This window comes from Deltaproteobacteria bacterium (genome assembly GCA_026129095.1).
Classification (GTDB): Bacteria; JAGRBM01; JAGRBM01; order JAGRBM01; family JAHCIT01; genus JAHCIT01.
Map to the genome: position 1 here is coordinate 38,422 of JAHCIT010000008.1, position 17,354 is coordinate 55,775.

19 protein-coding genes and 1 tRNA gene are annotated in these 17,354 nt (G+C 63.2%); 8 read left to right on the top strand and 12 right to left on the bottom strand.

What is annotated here, in order from left to right; translation table 11 throughout:
• Window positions 1–2: 2 nt before the first annotated feature.
• Window positions 3–680 carry a hypothetical protein gene (locus KIT79_11980; protein ID MCW5830021.1) on the bottom strand — a complete coding sequence of 226 codons (678 nt, stop codon included), beginning with the start codon at window positions 678–680 and terminating at the stop codon, window positions 3–5.
• A 218-nt stretch (window positions 681–898) separates the two neighbouring features.
• On the opposite strand from KIT79_11980, the gene KIT79_11985 reads away from it, so the two are divergent.
• Window positions 899–1,789, top strand: coding sequence for an NmrA family NAD(P)-binding protein (locus KIT79_11985; GenBank protein MCW5830022.1), 891 nt, complete (start codon window positions 899–901; stop codon window positions 1,787–1,789).
• Window positions 1,790–1,809: 20 nt separating this feature from the next.
• Here KIT79_11985 and KIT79_11990 read toward each other — a convergent pair whose 3' ends face one another.
• The 3 genes from KIT79_11990 to KIT79_12000 form a co-directional block, all read right to left on the bottom strand.
• Window positions 1,810–2,745 carry an SDR family NAD(P)-dependent oxidoreductase gene (locus tag KIT79_11990; protein MCW5830023.1) on the bottom strand — a complete coding sequence of 312 codons (936 nt, stop codon included), beginning with the start codon at window positions 2,743–2,745 and terminating at the stop codon, window positions 1,810–1,812.
• A gap of 50 nt (window positions 2,746–2,795) precedes the next feature.
• Window positions 2,796–2,871 (bottom strand) — tRNA-Pro (locus KIT79_11995).
• A gap of 52 nt (window positions 2,872–2,923) precedes the next feature.
• Entirely contained in the window at window positions 2,924–3,586 is a 663-nt protein-coding gene (locus tag KIT79_12000) for a ribulose-phosphate 3-epimerase (GenBank protein MCW5830024.1), read from the bottom strand.
• A gap of 85 nt (window positions 3,587–3,671) precedes the next feature.
• Here KIT79_12000 and KIT79_12005 point away from each other — a divergent pair, with 85 nt between their 5' ends.
• On the top strand, window positions 3,672–4,538 hold the full coding sequence (locus KIT79_12005; GenBank protein MCW5830025.1) for a hypothetical protein: 867 nt from the start codon (window positions 3,672–3,674) through the stop codon (window positions 4,536–4,538).
• Here KIT79_12005 and KIT79_12010 read toward each other — a convergent pair.
• The 7 genes from KIT79_12010 to KIT79_12040 all read right to left on the bottom strand — a co-directional run bounded on the left by KIT79_12010 (window position 4,535) and on the right by KIT79_12040 (window position 11,202).
• Window positions 4,535–5,551 (bottom strand): hypothetical protein, encoded by a 1,017-nt coding sequence (locus KIT79_12010; GenBank protein MCW5830026.1) that lies wholly within the window; start codon window positions 5,549–5,551, stop codon window positions 4,535–4,537. The two genes, KIT79_12005 and KIT79_12010, sit on opposite strands and share 4 nt — an antisense overlap.
• A gap of 58 nt (window positions 5,552–5,609) precedes the next feature.
• Entirely contained in the window at window positions 5,610–6,386 is a 777-nt protein-coding gene (locus KIT79_12015; protein MCW5830027.1) for an alpha/beta fold hydrolase, read from the bottom strand.
• Entirely contained in the window at window positions 6,383–7,624 is a 1,242-nt protein-coding gene (locus tag KIT79_12020) for an SGNH/GDSL hydrolase family protein (GenBank protein MCW5830028.1), read from the bottom strand. Before KIT79_12020 ends, KIT79_12015 begins: the two co-directional genes overlap by 4 nt.
• A gap of 1 nt (window position 7,625) precedes the next feature.
• Window positions 7,626–7,877, bottom strand: coding sequence for a hypothetical protein (locus tag KIT79_12025; GenBank protein MCW5830029.1), 252 nt, complete (start codon window positions 7,875–7,877; stop codon window positions 7,626–7,628).
• Between the two features lie 53 nt (window positions 7,878–7,930).
• Entirely contained in the window at window positions 7,931–9,682 is a 1,752-nt protein-coding gene (locus KIT79_12030) for a carbamoyltransferase (GenBank protein ID MCW5830030.1), read from the bottom strand.
• Window positions 9,683–9,804: 122 nt separating this feature from the next.
• The gene (locus KIT79_12035; GenBank protein MCW5830031.1) at window positions 9,805–10,911 is read right to left on the bottom strand and encodes an SGNH/GDSL hydrolase family protein; all 1,107 of its coding nucleotides are present in this window, start codon (window positions 10,909–10,911) and stop codon (window positions 9,805–9,807) included.
• A 12-nt stretch (window positions 10,912–10,923) separates the two neighbouring features.
• On the bottom strand, window positions 10,924–11,202 hold the full coding sequence (locus tag KIT79_12040; GenBank protein MCW5830032.1) for a hypothetical protein: 279 nt from the start codon (window positions 11,200–11,202) through the stop codon (window positions 10,924–10,926).
• 153 nt (window positions 11,203–11,355) lie between these two features.
• On the opposite strand from KIT79_12040, the gene tig reads away from it, so the two are divergent.
• Entirely contained in the window at window positions 11,356–12,630 is a 1,275-nt protein-coding gene (gene tig / locus KIT79_12045) for a trigger factor (protein ID MCW5830033.1), read from the top strand.
• 1 nt (window position 12,631) lies between these two features.
• Here the strand turns inward: tig and KIT79_12050 are convergent, their stop codons facing one another.
• Window positions 12,632–13,285 carry a hypothetical protein gene (locus KIT79_12050; protein MCW5830034.1) on the bottom strand — a complete coding sequence of 218 codons (654 nt, stop codon included), beginning with the start codon at window positions 13,283–13,285 and terminating at the stop codon, window positions 12,632–12,634.
• A gap of 313 nt (window positions 13,286–13,598) precedes the next feature.
• Between KIT79_12050 and KIT79_12055 the strand changes: the two genes are divergently transcribed.
• From KIT79_12055 to hpnD, 5 genes are all read left to right on the top strand, one after another.
• Window positions 13,599–14,252 carry a MotA/TolQ/ExbB proton channel family protein gene (locus KIT79_12055; protein ID MCW5830035.1) on the top strand — a complete coding sequence of 218 codons (654 nt, stop codon included), beginning with the start codon at window positions 13,599–13,601 and terminating at the stop codon, window positions 14,250–14,252.
• A gap of 63 nt (window positions 14,253–14,315) precedes the next feature.
• On the top strand, window positions 14,316–14,795 hold the full coding sequence (locus KIT79_12060; GenBank protein MCW5830036.1) for a biopolymer transporter ExbD: 480 nt from the start codon (window positions 14,316–14,318) through the stop codon (window positions 14,793–14,795).
• Window positions 14,796–14,894: 99 nt separating this feature from the next.
• Window positions 14,895–15,347 carry a biopolymer transporter ExbD gene (locus KIT79_12065; GenBank protein ID MCW5830037.1) on the top strand — a complete coding sequence of 151 codons (453 nt, stop codon included), beginning with the start codon at window positions 14,895–14,897 and terminating at the stop codon, window positions 15,345–15,347.
• Window positions 15,348–15,613: 266 nt separating this feature from the next.
• Entirely contained in the window at window positions 15,614–16,507 is an 894-nt protein-coding gene (hpnC, locus tag KIT79_12070) for a squalene synthase HpnC (GenBank protein MCW5830038.1), read from the top strand.
• On the top strand, window positions 16,507–17,352 hold the full coding sequence (gene hpnD, locus KIT79_12075; GenBank protein MCW5830039.1) for a presqualene diphosphate synthase HpnD: 846 nt from the start codon (window positions 16,507–16,509) through the stop codon (window positions 17,350–17,352). The genes hpnC and hpnD overlap by 1 nt, the downstream gene beginning before the upstream one ends.
• Window positions 17,353–17,354: the final 2 nt, after the last annotated feature.

The following is a 17,354-nucleotide window of genomic DNA, read 5'->3' on the forward strand; positions in this document are numbered from 1 at the left end:
AACTAGAATCCGAGGCCGAGCTGGGGGGTATCGAACCCGACGGCCAGCAGGTGCGTGATGCCGTCGGCGATCTGCTCGCAGGCGGGGGCGAGCGCCGTGCCTTCCGGACGGTGCGGCAGCTCTGTGCCGGGGCGGATCCGCTCCACCTGCTCGGCGCTGAAGCCGGTGGCCGCATGGCTCTCGGCCTGCCTGCACAGGTAGGCGACCCGCCAGGAGTTGGCGAACTCGGCGTCAAGCGCCTCGCCGGGGACGACCGTCACCGGCACGTGGTGGCGTCCCACCACCGGACCAAGCTGGACGATCACGTTGGCGGCCGTCTCGTCGCGGCCAGTTTCAGCCACGATGCCGGTGGCCCCGAGCCGCCCGTAAAGCCATGCCCGCCGGGCCACGCCTTCCAGGTCCCGGATCCGGCGGCTCCGGGCGTTCTCCATCAGCAGGCGGCCCTCGCCGCCCGTCACCCGCTGGAACTCGGCCGCGAAGGCGCGGCGGAACTTCTCGCTCGTGAAGAAGGCGACGATCATCGGCCGACGGCCGGCCGACTCGCGCAGGAGGTGCGCGACCGCCATCCGTGCCCGGCCCTCCGCGTCCCCGTGACCGATCACGGTGAGGCGTGCGGGTGCCGGGACGATGGCTTCATCCACTTTTCTGGCTGCCTTTGCGGCGGTAGTGCTGATGCTCATGGCGTGGTGCCTTTCCTGCTTAGGTTCTGGACAGCGCCCCCGTGCCGTCCATGCCTATACCGTAAGTGATACATATGACAGGATATGACACTCATATTTTACATAGTTATATCATATAGTTAATATATGTTTTTAATATATTTATTATACACGTAAGTAGGTGCCGTGGCAGTTTTCCCACTTTCCCTGGAACCAGAAGACGGGTTAAGGAACCACCCATGACCAGCGCAGGCAAGACGGTTCTCGTGACGGCTGGGAACGGCAACCAGGCGCGTTCGGTCATTCCGCGGCTGGCGAAGGCGGGCTTCCGGGTGAGAGCCATGCGCCGCGTCGACCGTCCGCCGCCGGGGCCCAAGGAGCTGGGAGCGGAGGAAGTCGTCGTCGGCGACGCCTGCAGTGCCGAGGATGCCTTCAGGGCCATGCAGGGTGTCCATGCCGTCTATCATGTGGGCCCCTCGTTCCATCCAAAGGAGCGGGAGATGGGCTTCAACATGATCGGGCAGGCGGCGCGGGCCGGCGTCCGGCACTTCATCTTCAGCTCGGTGCTGCATCCGATTCTCACCGGGCTGCCGCAGCACGAGATCAAGCGCGACATCGAGGAAAAACTGGTCGAGTCGGGCATGAACTTCACGATCCTCCAGCCGGCCGACTACATGCAGATGGTCGCCTGGGGCGTCATCCCCCACCAGTCGATGTTTCTCCTGGGCTGGAATCTCGACAGGCGCCAGGCCCTCGTCGATCTCGACGACGTGGCCGACGTGCTGGTGAAGGTCATCACCGAAGGCGAGACGCACTACGGGGCGACCTACGAGCTGTGCAGCGGCGAGAACCTTTCGGCCCACGACATCGCCCGGTCCCTGTCGGAGGCGTTCGCCCGCCCGTTCAAGGCGATGCAGTTCCAGCACAACTACAGCCAGCCCATGCCGTTCATCCTGGGGGACTACGACCGGGAGCACAGCCTTCACCAGATGTCGGTTTTCAAGGTCGTGAACGAGTGGTACGACCGCCACGACTTCATCGGAAACAGCCAGGTGCTGCGCCTCCTGCTCGGCCGCAGCCCTTCCACCTTCGCCGCTTTCGCCCGCCGCCGCTACAACCTGAGTGCCTGAAGGTCCGGGTTCACGACGGCTCAAAGCCACGGGGAGCAGGCCCGGTTGCATTCGTCCCAGAACCGGCGGCGCTTTTCCTCCTGGAGCACCGGGTCGTTGGCTGGCAGCGCCATCTTCCCCCGGACGTTATGGATGTAGTCGCCGCCCCGGATCCCGCCGCCGGTCAGCGCATGAACGATGCTCTGGGCGCTTTTCGCGGGCGTGATGAGAAAGAGCCGCTTCAGGATTTCTCCTCCGTTCACAAGTCCGCTGGCGACGACGCCGGGGTGGACTGCCACGCAACTGACCGCAAGGCGCCGCGCCGCGACGTGTTCCTGCATCGAGAGGGCATTCCACGACACTCCCAGCTTGGAGCGCGCATAGGCAAGGGTGGCAAGCCGGTCCTTGTACCGGAAATCCAGCGTGCAGTCCCCGGCGAGCACGTAGATGTCGCCGGTCACATGAACGATCCGGCCCGCGCCGGACTTCGCAAGATCGTCAAGCAGAAGATTCGCCAGCAGGTGATGGCCGAGCACATTGGTGGCGACGTGCAGCTCATGCCCCTGAGGGCTTGTGCCCCAGCGCCGCCCGGCGATCCCGGCATTGAGGACAAGGCCGTCCAGCGCCCCGCCGCCAAGGGCGTCCTTCACCCGGCCCGCGAGCCGGACCATCCCCTCAAGGTCGGCCGTATCGGATCCGTCGAGTACCGTGATCCGGGCGCCGGGATGCTCCGCGAGTATCTCCGCACGGAGTTTTTCACCCTGCGCCCCGTCCCGGCAGGCAAGGATTACCTGCGCGTTCCACAGGGCGAGTGTCCGCACCACCTCGGCGCCGATCCCCCGTGCGCCGCCGGTCACGAGGATCGTGCGCCCCGAAAGGTCGCGCCGCTCCGCGCCGATGCTGCGCCACTGGAGAAAGGCCCCCGCAAGCCGCAGGAGCTTCTGGAAAAGTGTGAACGGCTTGGGACCGGGCGGCATGGCCTATCCATGCGCGATGTCACGGCGAAGGGTCAATGGGGGGGGGAAACTGGTCGGGCTGGAGGGACTCGAACCCTCGACCTCTTGCTCCCGAAACAAGCGCGCTACCAACTGCGCTACAGCCCGAAAGAAACTTTCCGGATGGACCCTGCCGCGCTGCGGCCGGGCCGGGCGGCCGTCAGCCGGCCCCTTTGAGGCGGCGGATCGTAGACGAATAATCCGGACTTTCAAATACCGCCGAACCGGCCACGACGATGTCCACCGCGTCGCCGCAAACCTGCTCCACATTGTCCGCCTTGATGCCGCCGTCCACCTCCAGTTCGACGGCCGGGTTGTGCCGGTCAATGAGTTCCCGGCACCTGCGTATCTTCTCCGCCACGGAGGGGATGAAGCTCTGGCCGCCAAAGCCGGGATTGACTGACATGAGGAGCACCATGCCGATCTCGCTCCACAGGTGCTCCAGGGCGGCGAGCGGCGTCGCCGGGTTCAGCACCACCGCCGGCATGGCGCCGTGGCTGCGGATGAGCTGGAGCGTGCGGTGGAGGTGCGGCGTGTTCTCCACGTGGACGCTGATCCGGTTGGCTCCGGCCTTTGCGAACTCGGGGATGTAGACGTCGGGATTCTCGATCATGAGGTGCGCGTCGAGCGGCAGCTTCGTTACCTTGCGGACGGCGGCGAGAACGAGCGGGCCTACGGTGATGTTCGGGACGAAGTGGCCATCCATGACATCGAAGTGGATAAGGTCGGCTCCGCCCGCCTCGACGGCGCGCACCTCCTCGCCGAGCCGCGTGAAGTCGGCCGACAGGAGGCTGGGAGCTATTTTCCGCTGGCGGCGGGCCATCCTTGGAAGGAACCTCTTTCCCTGCCCCGGCTTTAATTGGCGGCAGACTTCCGTTCAAGCGGGGCTGTGCTAACTATCCACGCGGATGAAGGATTTTCTCGCCCGGAACTGGTTTTTCCTGCTGATGGCGGCGCTGGCGGGCCTTGCCGTCACAAACAACGTCTGGCCGCCGCCAGAGCCGGAACGCATTCAGCCTGTCTGGCCGCCCGCCGCCCCGAGGGCGGCCTCCGGCCCCTGCACCCAGTGGCGGTCGGTACTGGAAACCGAACCCGCCGCCGCGGATGCGCCCGAAGTCCTGGCGCTCATGGCGCAGTTCCGCGAGGCTGCAATCATCGGCGAATCGGACCCCGCTCCCGCGGGGACCGGCGGCCAGTTCCGCGAGATCTCCCGGGAGGCCCGCGGCATCGGCGTCCGGATCGGCCGGCTCGCTGGCAGCGACGCCATGAAGCCGGTCATGGAGGTCACGCTGGTTGACCTTTGCCGGCTGGTTCTTCTGGACCATGGATCGGTACGGATAGAACCGGATGTTTCGCCCAAGGCGGCGGCCGCGTCCATCCGCGCCTCGCTGGACCGCCTCTCGCCGCCGGGGATGCGCTCCCCGATCGCCGGGATCAGCGGTTTCCTCCCGCTGGACGGAGCCCCGCCGGAACTGGCCCTGAAACTCCGCGAAACAGTCCGCGACTTCGCCTCCAGTGACGACGAACTGCTGCTGCGCGAGACGGATTACGAAAGCCTCCGGCTCCCCGAGGCCCGGCTGGAGGAGAACGCCGCCGAGCCGCCCGTGGCGGACCTTCTGGTGACAATCAGGGCCGGACGGAACGGCCCGCTCCATGTGGCGCACCTCGAACGGGAGTATCCCTCGCCCGGACGGGAGACGATCGAGGGGGGTTCGGTCGCCGAACTTGCCGAAAATATCCTGAACCGCATGAAGCGGATCGCCTACGCCCGCTAGCGCGGCGACGCCGGGCCGGTTTCAATCCGGTAGCCCGGATAGGCCGTCCACTCGGCGAAACCGCCGGGGAAGTGCTGGACGTTCCGGTAACCTGCTGACCTCAACGCAAGCCAGACGGCAGCCGAGCGAAGCCCCCAGGAGTCATAGACGACCACCGGCGTGTCCGGGAAAATCCCCCGTTCCACTGCGATCGACTGGATCTTCTCCCTTGAAAGCCACTGGCCGGAAGGCCACCGCATGCGGGGATAGACCAGCGTCCATTCGAGATGTTTAGCGCCACCGATCCGGCCCCTCACAGGGAGTGGAGACGAAGTCTGTCTCCCTTCAAACTCGCCCAAGGTCCGGGTGTCCAGAACCAGCCGTACCGTTCCGGTGGCAATGATCTGGTCCACATCCGGGGCCGTCAGGGTCTGGCGGGTATAAAAGTCCGGCGGATACTCCAGCACGTCCGCAGGCGGCGGCGTTCTCCATGACCGCGTGAACGGGCGCCCGTCGAATTTCCAGGCGGGAACCCCGCCGTCCATCAGGGCTACGTTCGGATAACCCCATTGCCGGAGCGCATAAACGACATAGGCCGCCTCACCCCAATCCCGCTCGGGGCTTCCGACGACGATGACCCTGACTGACGGGACCGTGAGCCGTGCACGTGAAACCGCCAGTTCTTTCCGTTTGTGGTCGTGCGCGACGCGCCCGTCCGGATTCAGGAAGGGTTCGGCGTCCTCGCCCCACCCCGCAAAATCGGTCCACCGCATCCTCACCGATCCGTCGATATGGCCATCCAGGTAGTAGTCATAGGACTGGCGGACATCGATGATCCGCACGTTTCCATCCCCCATCCAGGTATGCACCTCATGCGTGGAAGCAACGTAGGGGAAATCCGTGTCCGGTGCATCGCCGGCGTACACCCCGCCGGGCGGCGAACTGTCTATCCGTGGGGGAGCTTCTTCCGGTGCCAGTCCCGGGCCGATCATCTGGGCGCCGGCCGGCAGCGCCACGAGCCAGACGGCAAGCACGGTCCAGCAATACCGGATAAGGGACTGACGAAAGCTTCGGAACATTCCGGCCGGGATTCTAGCCCGCCCTCGACGGCTCGGGCCACCCCAGCTCACGCCGGACAAAGGCGAGTATCTCCTGGGCGAGTTTCTCCTTGTGGTCGGTCAGGCGGTGGTCGCCGCCGGGAATCTCGACCAGCTTCACCCGCCCGCCAGAGGCGGCAGCCACCCGGCGGGAATCGTCCACCGGCACCTGCTCGTCCCTCGTTCCGTGCAGGATGAGGGCGGGCACCCTCAGCCGGGAAGCCAGGGAGTCGTGCCCGTAGCCCTGCCAGTCGGCGGCGAGATCCCACGTAAAATCGAGCTTGAGCCACGGGCTCTCGATCCGCAGGCTGTTGGTGTCGCGCCACTCGCGCACGCGGCGCTCACCGACACCCGCCATGATGTTGTCAACGAACCGGAAGGCCGGGGCGATCAGTGCCAGACCAGCGATTCCCTCTGGCTCCTCGACGGACGTCCAGGCCGACGTGAGCCCGCCGAGCGAGGAGCCGATCAGCACCACCCGGCCGGTCCACTCTTCTTTCCGGCGGATGTAGCCGAGAAAGCCCGCCAGATCGTCAATCTGCCGGGTCAGTGTCAGCGTGCGTATTTCCCCTTCGGAACCCCCGTGACCGGTCGTGTCGAGCGCCGCATAGCCAAAGCCCCGCTGGCCGAAAAATTCGGCGAAGTAGCGGGCCTTGTCGCCGCGGCGGTCCGAACCCAGCCCGTGCACAAAGACAAAGCCGAAATCATGCGCCGGCCCGCTGATGTCGTATTCGAGCAGCCGGCCGCTTACCTGCAGGGAACCGGACTTCATTGGCCTTCCTCCACTGGCTGCGGCCGGAGTCCGGGCCAGAACTCGCTGACGAATGTCTCGGCCACGATCCGGTTTCCGGCGGCCGTCCAGTGCCCATCCCTTGGGAAATATACCCAGGTGTCTCCGGCCTCGCGGCGGATCAGGTGTTCCAGAAGGCCAAGCACCGGCACGTTTTCCACGGCTCCCCAGGATTTCAGCCCGCGGTCCAGCGCCCAGAGGTCGAACTCGTCCGGGTTCAGCCTCATGAGTTCGACCGTCCGCCCCCAGTCATCCTTCACGTAACGGCCACTGGTCTGCATCTCCCACTTGTGGGGAACGACCACGACCGCGAACTGCGCCCCCGTGGCGCGGACTTCGGCAGCATAAAGGGACAGGATGGCCTTGAGAAGCCGGAGCGCGGAGTCCAGCACCTCGGGGCGTTCCTTCCGGTACAGCATCAGCACGTCATCGTAACGGCCCCGCGCTTCACCGGAAGCGCGGAGACTCCGCAACCGGCCCTTGAAGAACGCGTACAGGTGAGAGCGGTTTCTGAGGAAACGGTCAACCGGAAGCAGTCTGGGCACCGTACGACTGCTCTCCCGTGCCGGAACAAGGTCCAGGCCACCATCCCCGTTCAGCACAAACCGGGGCTTGGGGAAATACCGGAACTCCTGGAGGATATCGATCAGGTCATTGGGATAGACCACTTCGACCACGAGCCGGGCCTTCAGTGCCTCTCCATGCCGCCGCCAGTGAAGCAGATGCTGATCGGTACCGGTCCCCGGCACGCCCAGGTTCAGCCAGATGTGGTCACCAAGGCTATTCGCCACCAGATCGAAGGCCCGCCCGGACTCTTCCACGCCGTGCCCCCACACAAACGAATCCCCGGTGACAACCACCACCGGCTTGCCGGTATCCAGAAGCGGCCCGAACTCCGGGGCCCGGTAACCATCCGAATTGGTTTGGACTGTGACCGAGAACTCCGGCGCAGAGTTGATGAACCTGACATTGGGCCGTAGGACCAGTCCCCGGTCCGGATCACCGGCGTATGGACTCTCCAGGCCGGCTGGCTCGATCATGCGGATGCTGGTGTCCACGGACAGTGCCGCGTCCTGGGGAGCGGCGATCCGGAAAAATCCCTCCAGCACGAGCAGCAGGAGAAGCGTGCTTCCCAGCATGGCGGCCAGACCAAAAAGGACCCGCCGCCGCACGGGATGCTTCGCCGCATTGGCGTCCGCCAGCGCAGTTCCGCGGGCCATTTCAGAAGATGGTGTAGATAAACGGTGCGACGGCAGTGCCCTGCGTCATCACCAGCAGGAACCCGATGGCCAGCAGCACGATCACGATGGGCGCCATCCAGTAGAGCTTGCGCTCCATCAGGAAGTCCTTGAACTCCGCCAGGGTACCGGCCCTCTCCTTCGCATCCCGCACGAAGCCGCCGCCCTCGCCCGCCTTCGCGAACGGGCTCTCTTCCTTGCCGGTTTCCGGTGTCTGGTTGCTGGAATCAGTCATGACGTCTGGATTACTCCGGTCCCGCCGGGGTGGCAAGGCTTCCTGCCGCACCGTTAATCGAGCTCAAAGGTTTCGAGCCAGTCCTTGCCCACCCGGTTCTTCTCCGGCTGCTCCCGCTTGTCGAGCAGATACGGCCCCACCACGAGATAGTCGATATTGGTGGCCATGAAGCACCGGTAGGCGTCCTCCGGCGAGTTGACGATCGGCTCGGATCGCACGTTGTAGCTGGTATTGATCAACAGAGGGCAGCCGGTACGGCGGTCGAACTCGGCCAGCACGTCATAAACAAGCGGATTCATCTCCCGCGAGACTGTCTGGATCCGGGCGGAACCGTCCACATGGGTCACCGCCGGTATCGTCCGCTTCTGGGGGTGGACCTGGCAGACGTGCAGCATGTACGGCGATTTGTGCCCCCGGAGATCGAACCACTCCTCGGCTTTCTCTTCCAGAACGATCGGTGCGAACGGCCGGAAACTCTCGCGGAACTTCACCTTGAGGTTCACCCGGTCCCGGTTATCGGGCCGGCGCGGGTCGGCGAGAATCGACCGGTTGCCGAGCGCCCTCGGACCGAACTCCATCTTCCCCTGCATCCAGCCGATGACGGCCTGTTCCTCGTCCAGCAGCCGGGCCGTTTCACGGACAAGTTCATCACGGCTCAGCTTGCGGTACGGGGCCTGCTTTTCATCGAAATGCTTCTGGATCTCCTCATCGGAGTATTCCGGTCCCGTATAAGGGTAGAAGGTCTCCGGTGTGCGGGGTTTGTTGAGCAGCGTGTACCAGCCAAACAGGGCCGCGCCGAGCGCCCCGCCCGCATCGCCAGCCGCAGGCTGGACATATATGCGGCGGAAGGGGCCTTCCCTGAGCAGCCGGCCGTTCGCCACGCAGTTGAGCGCGACGCCGCCGGCCATGCACAGGTCTTCCTTGCCGGTTTCACGATGCAGGTGCCGGGCCATCCGGAGAATGGCCTCCTCGGTTACCTTCTGGACGCTCATGGCCATGTCCTTGTGGAACTGCTCCAGGGGGTCTTCCTCACGCTGGCGGGGCGGGCGGCCGAACAGCCGGTCGAACTTCCCGTTCGTCATCCGCAGACCCTTGTGGTACGAAAAATAGTCCATGTTCATCTGGAAAGACCCGTCATCGCGGAGGTCGAGGAGGTTGTCCATGATGAGATCGACGTATTTGGGCTCACCGTATGGCGCGAGTCCCATCACCTTGTATTCGGCCGAATTCACCTTGAACCCCAGATAGTAGGTAAAGGCCGAATACAGGAGCCCCAGCGAGTGCGGGAAACGCACCTCCCGGATGATCCTGAACCGGTTTCCCTCGCCTTCACCGAAGGTGGTCGTGGCCCATTCGCCAACGCCGTCAGCGCACAGGATGGCTGCCTTCTCAAACGGGGAGGTCAAAAAGGCGCTCGCCGCGTGCGACTGGTGATGTTCCATGAACAGCAGTTCGCCGTTGTAGTCCAGTTCCTTGCGGATGAGACTCTTGATCCAGAGCTTCTTGGCTATCCAGACCGGCATCGCCTTTGCGAATGACGGTAGCGACCAGGGGAACGACCCGAGATAAGTCGTGAGGAGCCGCTCGAACTTCACGAACGGCTTGTCGTAGAAGATCACCGCGTCGAGGTCTTTGACGGAAACTCCGCCGGTACGGAGCACGTACTCGACGGCATTCTGCGGGAACTCCTCGTCGTGCTTCTTGCGGGTGAAGCGCTCCTCGCTCGCGGCCCCCACAACCCGGCCATCCTGCACCAGCGCGGCAGCCGAATCGTGATACCAGCAGGAGATTCCCAGAATATTCATGAAATGCCGTCTACTCCCTTAAATACCGTCCGGCTGCCCAGGCCGCATATCGCCGGCAACTGTGTAGCCTGAAAATCCAGGCAACGGGAACAGGTAACCCAGACTACGCAAACATACCGGTTTTATTGGCTTTTATCCGGCTCAATCCGCAACTTCACGTCTTTCGGAGCGTCCATTACCGGCGACAGCCGTTCTGCAACCAGTTCCGCAACCCTTCGGTTGCCATGAGGGCTCCAGTGGGCGTCCACGTCGAAATGCCAGCTTTCCCAGCCGGACGGATCGGACAGCGCCTCGTCGTGCAGGTCAAGATACCTTACTTCGAGTGAACCCAGCGTCTCCGCAAGGCTGCGCCGCTGCCAGTCCCTGAGCGTATTCGTAAAGACAACGTACGGGACCGCTCCATCGGAACGGACACGGCGAACCCATTCGGCCGTGATCGCGTTGAATCTCCTGATTCGCCGGACTGTTTCCGGATCTTCCGGAGACCGGTTTTCCGACAGTGCATCAATAAACACACGCATCCGTTCGGCAGGCGTTCCGGCCGATGTGCGCGGCATCCGGCCCCTGCCGCCAAAGTTGAATGCCAGTATCCGGGGGAGGGAACGGACCAGCTTGTAGAGCCGGACCTGTTTTTCCGCCGCCGAGTTGAACCTTTGCCACCATCCCGGCCGGGGAACCGGAAGCAGTTCCACGTTTTCGCCATCCCCGGGAGCAAGAACACGTGCCGTATCGGCATCTTCCCAGTCGTTCCCGCACACCGTATAAACGGCAATACGTGGCTGGAGTTCCCGCGCCCTGTAGACGTAACTCGTCAGCACATTGGCGATGGAATAGCTTACGACGCCGAAGTTGAGACTTTCGACCGGCCGCCCCAGTTCTCCGGCGAGCAGACCAGCGGTGATCACCGGCCAGCTCGCTTCATAGGGAACCTCGGCTGCCAGCGTGTAGCTGTCGCCCAGAAACGCGATCCGCACCGAATCATCCGAAAGAGCGGGTTCCGGCCCCCGGAAATGGCGGCTGTTGAAACTGATCCGGTTCCGGTAGCCAGGCCCCACGTAGTCGTAGGAGGCACCGGCTTCGGGCACTTTCCCCTCACGGGGATCGAACTGAAGGTAGTGGAACCGGATCGGCATCTGCCGGGCTGCGTATTCAGCCAGCCCGAACGTCGCCAGCATAAACAGGCCCAGCAGGCCGGCGGCGTATATCCTGAACCGTTGGCGCCGCTCCATCTGGTCTTGGTTTCAGAATTGCCGGCGGCAGGCGCCAACAGAATCGTTGGTGGACTGATGGACTTCGTAATAGGTGCCGGTTCCGCCATCGGACCGGAACTTCAGCCTGAGCGGGTCGCCGCCCGACAGCCGCGACAACAGGCTGACCGGTCCCAGGACGAGCAGGTACACCACCGCCATCACAACCGGATTGACGACCGACCCGATCAGGTGTCCCAGCTTGATGAGCGCCCTGTTAATGGCGCCAAGCAGGCGGCGGACGGGTCCTTTGGGGGTATTCTTCTCTTTCACCGCTCTATCCAGCCGTTTACGGCATCTCAACTGCCGCCATATCGGCCCAATGGCCGGTACATGTCAAGCGTGACTCCCCTCTTGTCACCCGGTCCCCGACCGGATAGGGAAGCGCCGCCCGGCGCGTGCCGTGTTCATTCCGAAGGGAACCCCATGCAGGTAGATATCTCCAGTCCCTCCAGTGTCGAGCGAAAAGTCGTGATCCGCGTGCCCGCCGAACGGCTTGCCGAGGAGCGGCAGAAGGTCATTACGGACCTGAGCAAGTATGCCCAGATCAAGGGGTTCCGGAAAGGAAAGGCCCCGGTCGCCGTCATCGAGCGGTTGTACGGCTCCGCCATACTGGATGAGGTCCGCCAGCGGATCCTGCGCGACACGGTCGAAAAGGCCTTCGACGAGAACAAGCTCCAGCCGATCTCCCAGCCGGTCGTGGATGCCAAGGAGCCGGAACTGGGCCGCGACTACGAGTTCAGCATCCAGTTCGAGGTCAAGCCGGAGTTCGAGGTCAAGAACTACACCGGAATCGAAATCACCCAGAAGGCAGAGGCCGTCACCGACGATGACGTGGCCAAGACGCTGGAGAACCTGCGCCAGCAGCACGCGATACTGGTCCCCAACGAGGCCGACCAGACGCTGGGCACCGGCCTGTTTTTCGTCGGTTCGTACACCGGCACCATCGGCGAGAAAGAGGTTTCCTCGGGCGGCAAGGATGTGGAGATCGAAATCGGCGCCTCCGGGCAGCTTCCGGGCCTGTCGGACAAGCTCGAAGGGATGAAGACCGGTGAAACCCGGCTGGTCGAGCTCACCGTCCCCGCGGACTGGGGCTCTCCCGACATCCAGGGCAAGACCTACAAGGTTACTTTCACCTGTAACGCCATCAAGCGGCGGGTGCTGCCCACGCTGGATGACGAGTTCGCCAAGGATCTCGAGATGGAATCGATGGACGCGCTCCGGAAAAAGGTCCGTGAGGACATGGAGGCGGCGGCGGCCAGCCGGGCGCGCAACGAAGCGGTCAGCAAGCTGCTCGACCGGATCGTCGAGCAGAACCCGGTCGATGTGCCGCCCTCGCTCGTCGAGTCGCAGTCCATGGAATACATTCAGCGGACCTATGCCCAGTTCCAGATGCAGGGTCTGAAAATGCAGCCGCGCCCGGAAGAACTCGAGAAGATGAAGGAAAGCGTGCGTGAGGACTCCACCAAGGCCGTCCGGCGCTCGCTGGTGCTGCTGGCCATCGCCGAGAAGGAAAAGCTCGAGGCCACCGACACCGATGTCGAGGCCGAGGTGGCCCGCCGGGCCGAATCGGCAGGAGTGCCCGCAGACAAGCTCCGCGCCTATCTGGACAAGGAAGGCGCTCTCAGCCAGATCAGGGGACAACTGATCGAGAAGAAGGTGATCGACTTTCTGATGGAAAAATCGAAGGTGACGGTCTAGTTCAGCCGCCCCTGGCTTCCTTCAGCCGTTTTTCGATCATCTGGCGCGCAACCGGCTCCGACACGCCGGGAAGCAGCTTCTCCAGAACCGCATCGGCTTCCTTCGTTTTCAGCTGCGTCAGGCCCGACACCGCCGACAGCTGGATTCCCCGCTCACCGGAAGAAGCGATTTCTTTCAGGGCCGGAACGGCACGGGCGGGATAGCCGTACACAAGGCATCCCATCGCCGCATCCCGGAAGAACTTTGTCTCTGTTTCGCTGCGGGCAATCGCGTCGCAGGTGTTGTAGGCCGATGGCGTCTCCGGGAAATGGGCCAGTGAATGTATGGCCAGGACCCGGTGCTGCTGTCCCGACTGGGCATCGGAGGCGATCTCCACCATGACCCTGCCCGTTACCGGCGGATAATCCTTCCAGGTTTCCTTGGGCGGAAACTCGTTGTTGCGGCCGAACATGTTGAGGATCTGGTATTTCACCCGGAGCCACTCCTCGTGCTCCGGAGTTCCGGGAGCCGGACGGTCGCCGGTTGCCTTGGCGGCATCCTTCGAGGCGCCCTTGCCATTTTTGGCATCCTTGCCTGCCGCTGCCTTCGGCTTGCTGTCTTTTGCGGCCTTCTTCTGTTGTGCCGGAGCAGACTGCCCGGCGGCCGGGGATGCCATCAGTAAGGCTACGGCGACGGCCGCTCCAGCCATTCGTGCGAGCCTCACCGGAAATGTTATTACAAGATTTTGCCTGTCGGAATGCATCTATCTGGACAGCCTTTCAGAGCCGGTAGTTCCCCTAAAATCGCAGATTCTCACGCGATTTTCCTTGCACCCGGCAATTGACGGAACCCGGTCCGGTTATTTATAAAGGCCCGACTTCCGGCCGTCAAACACGCGCAAGCGGACTGGACCTGCGACCAGGCCCATTCGGCTGGAGAATTCCCCGGCGAACGCCGCGGACCCTATACCACTGAGGAGTCACACAACGATGTCTATCAAGGAACTTCTGGCGCTTCTGGGCGAGCACTATCATGAGGGCGGCTGGATGATGCATGGCATCGCCGCCACCGGAATTATCGCCTTCGCCATCTTCTGCGAGCGGTTCTACATCATCTGGATCAAGGCCAAGTTCAGCAAGGAAGAATACCTCGTCACCATCAAGAAGTTCCTCTCGGAACGGAACGTGGATGGCGCCATTGCGTGGCTCCAGGAGCGCGAGCACCCGCTGGCCAACATCCTCCGCGCCGGTCTCGTGCAGTTCAAGTCGGGAGACCCCAAGTTCAAGGAAGCGATGGATCTTGCATCCATCTCCAACATGCCGCAGCTCGAAAAGCGCACTGGATACCTGGCCATGCTCGGCAACATTGCAACGCTGGCCGGACTGCTGGGAACGGTTGTCGGTCTCATTGGCGCCTTCGGCGCGGTGGGTGGCGCCGAGGCATCAAAGAAAGCAGAAATCCTCGCCGCCTCGATTTCGGAAGCCATGAACTGCACGGCCTTCGGCATTGGCACGGCGATCCCGTGCCTCCTGTCATTCGCCATCGTGAGTTCAAAGACCACGGCCGTTATCAGCGATATCGAAACCGTATCCGCGACGGTCTCGGACTTCCTGGAACGGATTGCCGAGAAGGAAGCGGCCTGACCCGGTTCGGATGACCTGCGGCTCCATAGCGGAGCCGTGGGACATCAATGGAGCACCCTATAGATGGGCAAGCACACCAAAGGCATCAAGTCACTGGACGCGCCGGTCAACCTGATGCCGTTCATTGACCTGCTGTGCGTCTTGATCTGTTTTCTGATCATGTCGGCCGTATGGGTTTCCATCACGCAGATCGAGATCAACCTGCCATCATCGGGCGGCGGCGGAGCCGGGGCGGCCGAGGATGCACCCCCGCCATTTTCACTGACGGTCGTGGTGAAAAAGGCCGGGTATGGCATCGCCGCTTCAGGCGGCGCCCTGCCTGAAATACCCAAGACGGATGACGGCAAGTACGACACTGCAAAACTCGGCGAGAAGCTCGCCGAGATTCGCGGGCACTTCCCCAACGAACGGGAAGTGGTGATTGCCAGCGATCCGGGCATTCCCTACGAAAACCTGGTCAGCACAATGGATATCGCCGTGAAAAACGGCTTTGACGCGATATCACTGGCCCCCTGGAATGAAACGACTGCTGAAGGGCAGTAGGAGAGAAAGGCAATGGGCGCTGGCGCAGCAATGCCGGAACCATCCGGCGGAGGCGGTCAAAAAGGATTCCTGAAGCGCGGTAAGGCCGGCGGGCGTCGCATGAGCGCTCCCGATCTCATGCTGACTCCGCTGATCGACTTTCTCATCGTGCTCGTGATCTTCCTCATCCAGAGCTTTTCCGCCGACCCGACGATCAGCCTCCCCGGTGACGTGCGTCTCCCCCACTCCATATCCGAGAAGGGCCTCAAGGCCGCGGTAGCGGTGGCAGTATCCGAATCGGTAATCACCGTGGAAGGGCATGCTGTCGCCGCCGTTTCAGACGTGGCAGCCATGAAGGATTTCATCATTCCTGGCCTCGTCGCCGCCCTTCAGAAGACCCGCGAGCGGGCTGATGCCTGGGCGGCCGCCGGCATCGAAGGCACTGAATTCAAGGGGGACGTCATCATCACGTCCGACAAGGAAATCCCCTTCGATATCCTCATGAAGATCATGGCCTCCTGCGGCGAAGTGGGATACGGCAACCTGTCGCTCGCCGTGCTCCAGACCATCTGATTCCTCTCTCTGACGGCCATCGTATCCGGCCAGCGAACGCTATTGCCCCGCTCCGTGCAGTCAGTTATTTCCCGGCCGTGGGCGACTAACTGAGCAGTCAGTGAGCCCCTCTGGCCCGCCAGAACACACAGGAGATTCCGGACGTTACGCTTCGGTGAGGAGCGGCCCTTCCGGCACCGGCATTGGCACTCGATCCGCATCAGTATCCGCTTGAATGGACCGCTCCCGTCCCCCCGGTGGAAGACGCCCGGCGGTGGTGCCAGCGCATGGCGGCAAGCCACTACGAGAACTTCCCCGTGGCGAGCTGGATACTGGGCGGCCGCAGGCGGCACCATGTGGCTGCCGTATACGCCTTTGCACGGACCGCCGACGACCTGGCCGACGAGCCGGACTATCCGGAACCCGGTGTGACCCCCGAAAAGCGTCTGGCCAACCTGGACCAGTGGCAATCCCACCTGACGCTGGCGTTTGAGGGCCGGGCATCCCATCCGGCATTTGTCGCGCTCTCGGCCACGGCCCGGGAACTCGGCCTACCGAAAAACCTGTTTGAAGACCTGCTGTCGGCATTCCGCCAGGACGTGATGAAGTCCCGGTATGAAAACCTGGATGAGGTGCGTGACTACGCCCGCCGGTCCGCGAATCCGGTCGGGAGGCTCGTGCTCCGCATCTGGGGGATCACGGATCCCAGGGCCGACGCCTGTTCGGATGCCATCTGCTCGGCCCTCCAGCTCGTGAACTTCTGGCAGGACGTGTCGAAGGATTATGTCGAGCGCGACCGCATCTATCTCCCCCGCGACCGGATGGTGCACCATGGGGTATCCGAGACTGAACTCCGTGCGGGACCGGTGACTGCCGGCTACCGGAACCTGCTGGAGGAAATGAACCAGACCGCCGCACAGCTTTTCGAGGCGGGCCGTCCCCTGCCCTCGATGCTTCCGTTCCCCCTGTCACTGTGGCTCCGGTGGGTCTGGCTTGGCGGCACGGCCATCGGAAGGCGGCTCCGGCTGGCCGGGTACGATGTCTTTTCCCGGCGCCCTGTCCTCACGGGGCCCGACATGGTGAAGCTGCTGCTGCGGGGCCTGTTCCCCCTGGGCGGACGCCCTGCCCTGCCGTCCGGCCGGATGCTGGCAGCGGCCACGGTATCCAAGGAGGCTGCCTGATGGCCGATACAGCCGCTACCGACCAGTTCCGGAACTCCAACTTCGCGCTAGCCTTCTTCTTCCTGCCGAAGGCCGAACGTGAGGCGATGCAGATTGTCTATGCCTACTGCCGGATACTGGATGATATTGTCGATGAACCCGGTGATCCCGCGGTCAAGCGCAAGGAACTCCGCAAGTGGGAGGAGGAACTGGACCAGATATACAACGGCCGTCCCCTCGACCCACTGGGCCGCCGCCTCCAGGAAATCGTCCGCCAGTTCCACCTGAGCCGCGAACCGTTCCAGCGGATCATCGACGGATGTGCAATGGACCTCGACCACGCCCGTTATGAAACCTTCGACGATCTCTATGTCTACTGCACCAAGGTGGCGAGCGCGGTCGGCCAGTGCTGCATCGAGATATTCGGCTACGAAAACATGAAAACGCAGGACTATGCCGAGCATCTGGGAGTCGCGCTCCAGCTTACCAACATCCTCCGGGACGTGGGCGAGGATGCCCGGCGGGGGCGGATCTACCTTCCGCGGCAGGAAATGGACCGGTTCGGAGTCACCGAGACGGACATTCTCGCCGGCCGGCAAACGGACAATACGCGAAAGCTTCTCGAACAGTTCGGCAAGAGGGCGAAAGGCTACTACGAACTCGCCGAGAGCGAAAAGCATGAGCTGGAACCGAAACGGCTCATGGCCGCCGAAATCATGGGTGCCATTTACCGGAAGGTGCTCGACCGGGTGGAAGCCTCCGGGTACGACGTATTCGGCGCTCCCCTGAAACTGACCACACTGGAGAAGGCTTCGGCGCTCGCAGGAGTCATGGCGCGCCATTACCTGCGCCGCGAGGCAGCCTGATC

What these genes read in the sequence shown, in the direction of transcription:
- tig (MCW5830033.1), top strand. Translation starts at nt 11,356, where the DNA reads ATGCAGGTAGATATCTCCAGTCCCTCCAGTGTCGAGCGAAAAGTCGTG.
- KIT79_12065 (MCW5830037.1), top strand. Translation starts at nt 14,895, where the DNA reads ATGAGCGCTCCCGATCTCATGCTGACTCCGCTGATCGACTTTCTCATC.
- KIT79_12030 (MCW5830030.1), bottom strand. Translation starts at nt 9,682, where the DNA reads ATGAATATTCTGGGAATCTCCTGCTGGTATCACGATTCGGCTGCCGCG.
- KIT79_12015 (MCW5830027.1), bottom strand. Translation starts at nt 6,386, where the DNA reads ATGAAGTCCGGTTCCCTGCAGGTAAGCGGCCGGCTGCTCGAATACGAC.
- KIT79_12020 (MCW5830028.1), bottom strand. Translation starts at nt 7,624, where the DNA reads ATGGCCCGCGGAACTGCGCTGGCGGACGCCAATGCGGCGAAGCATCCC.
- KIT79_12060 (MCW5830036.1), top strand. Translation starts at nt 14,316, where the DNA reads ATGGGCAAGCACACCAAAGGCATCAAGTCACTGGACGCGCCGGTCAAC.
- KIT79_11990 (MCW5830023.1), bottom strand. Translation starts at nt 2,745, where the DNA reads ATGCCGCCCGGTCCCAAGCCGTTCACACTTTTCCAGAAGCTCCTGCGG.
- hpnC (MCW5830038.1), top strand. Translation starts at nt 15,614, where the DNA reads ATGGCGGCAAGCCACTACGAGAACTTCCCCGTGGCGAGCTGGATACTG.
- KIT79_12005 (MCW5830025.1), top strand. Translation starts at nt 3,672, where the DNA reads ATGAAGGATTTTCTCGCCCGGAACTGGTTTTTCCTGCTGATGGCGGCG.
- hpnD (MCW5830039.1), top strand. Translation starts at nt 16,507, where the DNA reads ATGGCCGATACAGCCGCTACCGACCAGTTCCGGAACTCCAACTTCGCG.
- KIT79_11985 (MCW5830022.1), top strand. Translation starts at nt 899, where the DNA reads ATGACCAGCGCAGGCAAGACGGTTCTCGTGACGGCTGGGAACGGCAAC.
- KIT79_12000 (MCW5830024.1), bottom strand. Translation starts at nt 3,586, where the DNA reads ATGGCCCGCCGCCAGCGGAAAATAGCTCCCAGCCTCCTGTCGGCCGAC.
- KIT79_12025 (MCW5830029.1), bottom strand. Translation starts at nt 7,877, where the DNA reads ATGACTGATTCCAGCAACCAGACACCGGAAACCGGCAAGGAAGAGAGC.
- KIT79_12035 (MCW5830031.1), bottom strand. Translation starts at nt 10,911, where the DNA reads ATGGAGCGGCGCCAACGGTTCAGGATATACGCCGCCGGCCTGCTGGGC.
- KIT79_12050 (MCW5830034.1), bottom strand. Translation starts at nt 13,285, where the DNA reads ATGGCATCCCCGGCCGCCGGGCAGTCTGCTCCGGCACAACAGAAGAAG.
- KIT79_12055 (MCW5830035.1), top strand. Translation starts at nt 13,599, where the DNA reads ATGTCTATCAAGGAACTTCTGGCGCTTCTGGGCGAGCACTATCATGAG.
- KIT79_11980 (MCW5830021.1), bottom strand. Translation starts at nt 680, where the DNA reads ATGAGCATCAGCACTACCGCCGCAAAGGCAGCCAGAAAAGTGGATGAA.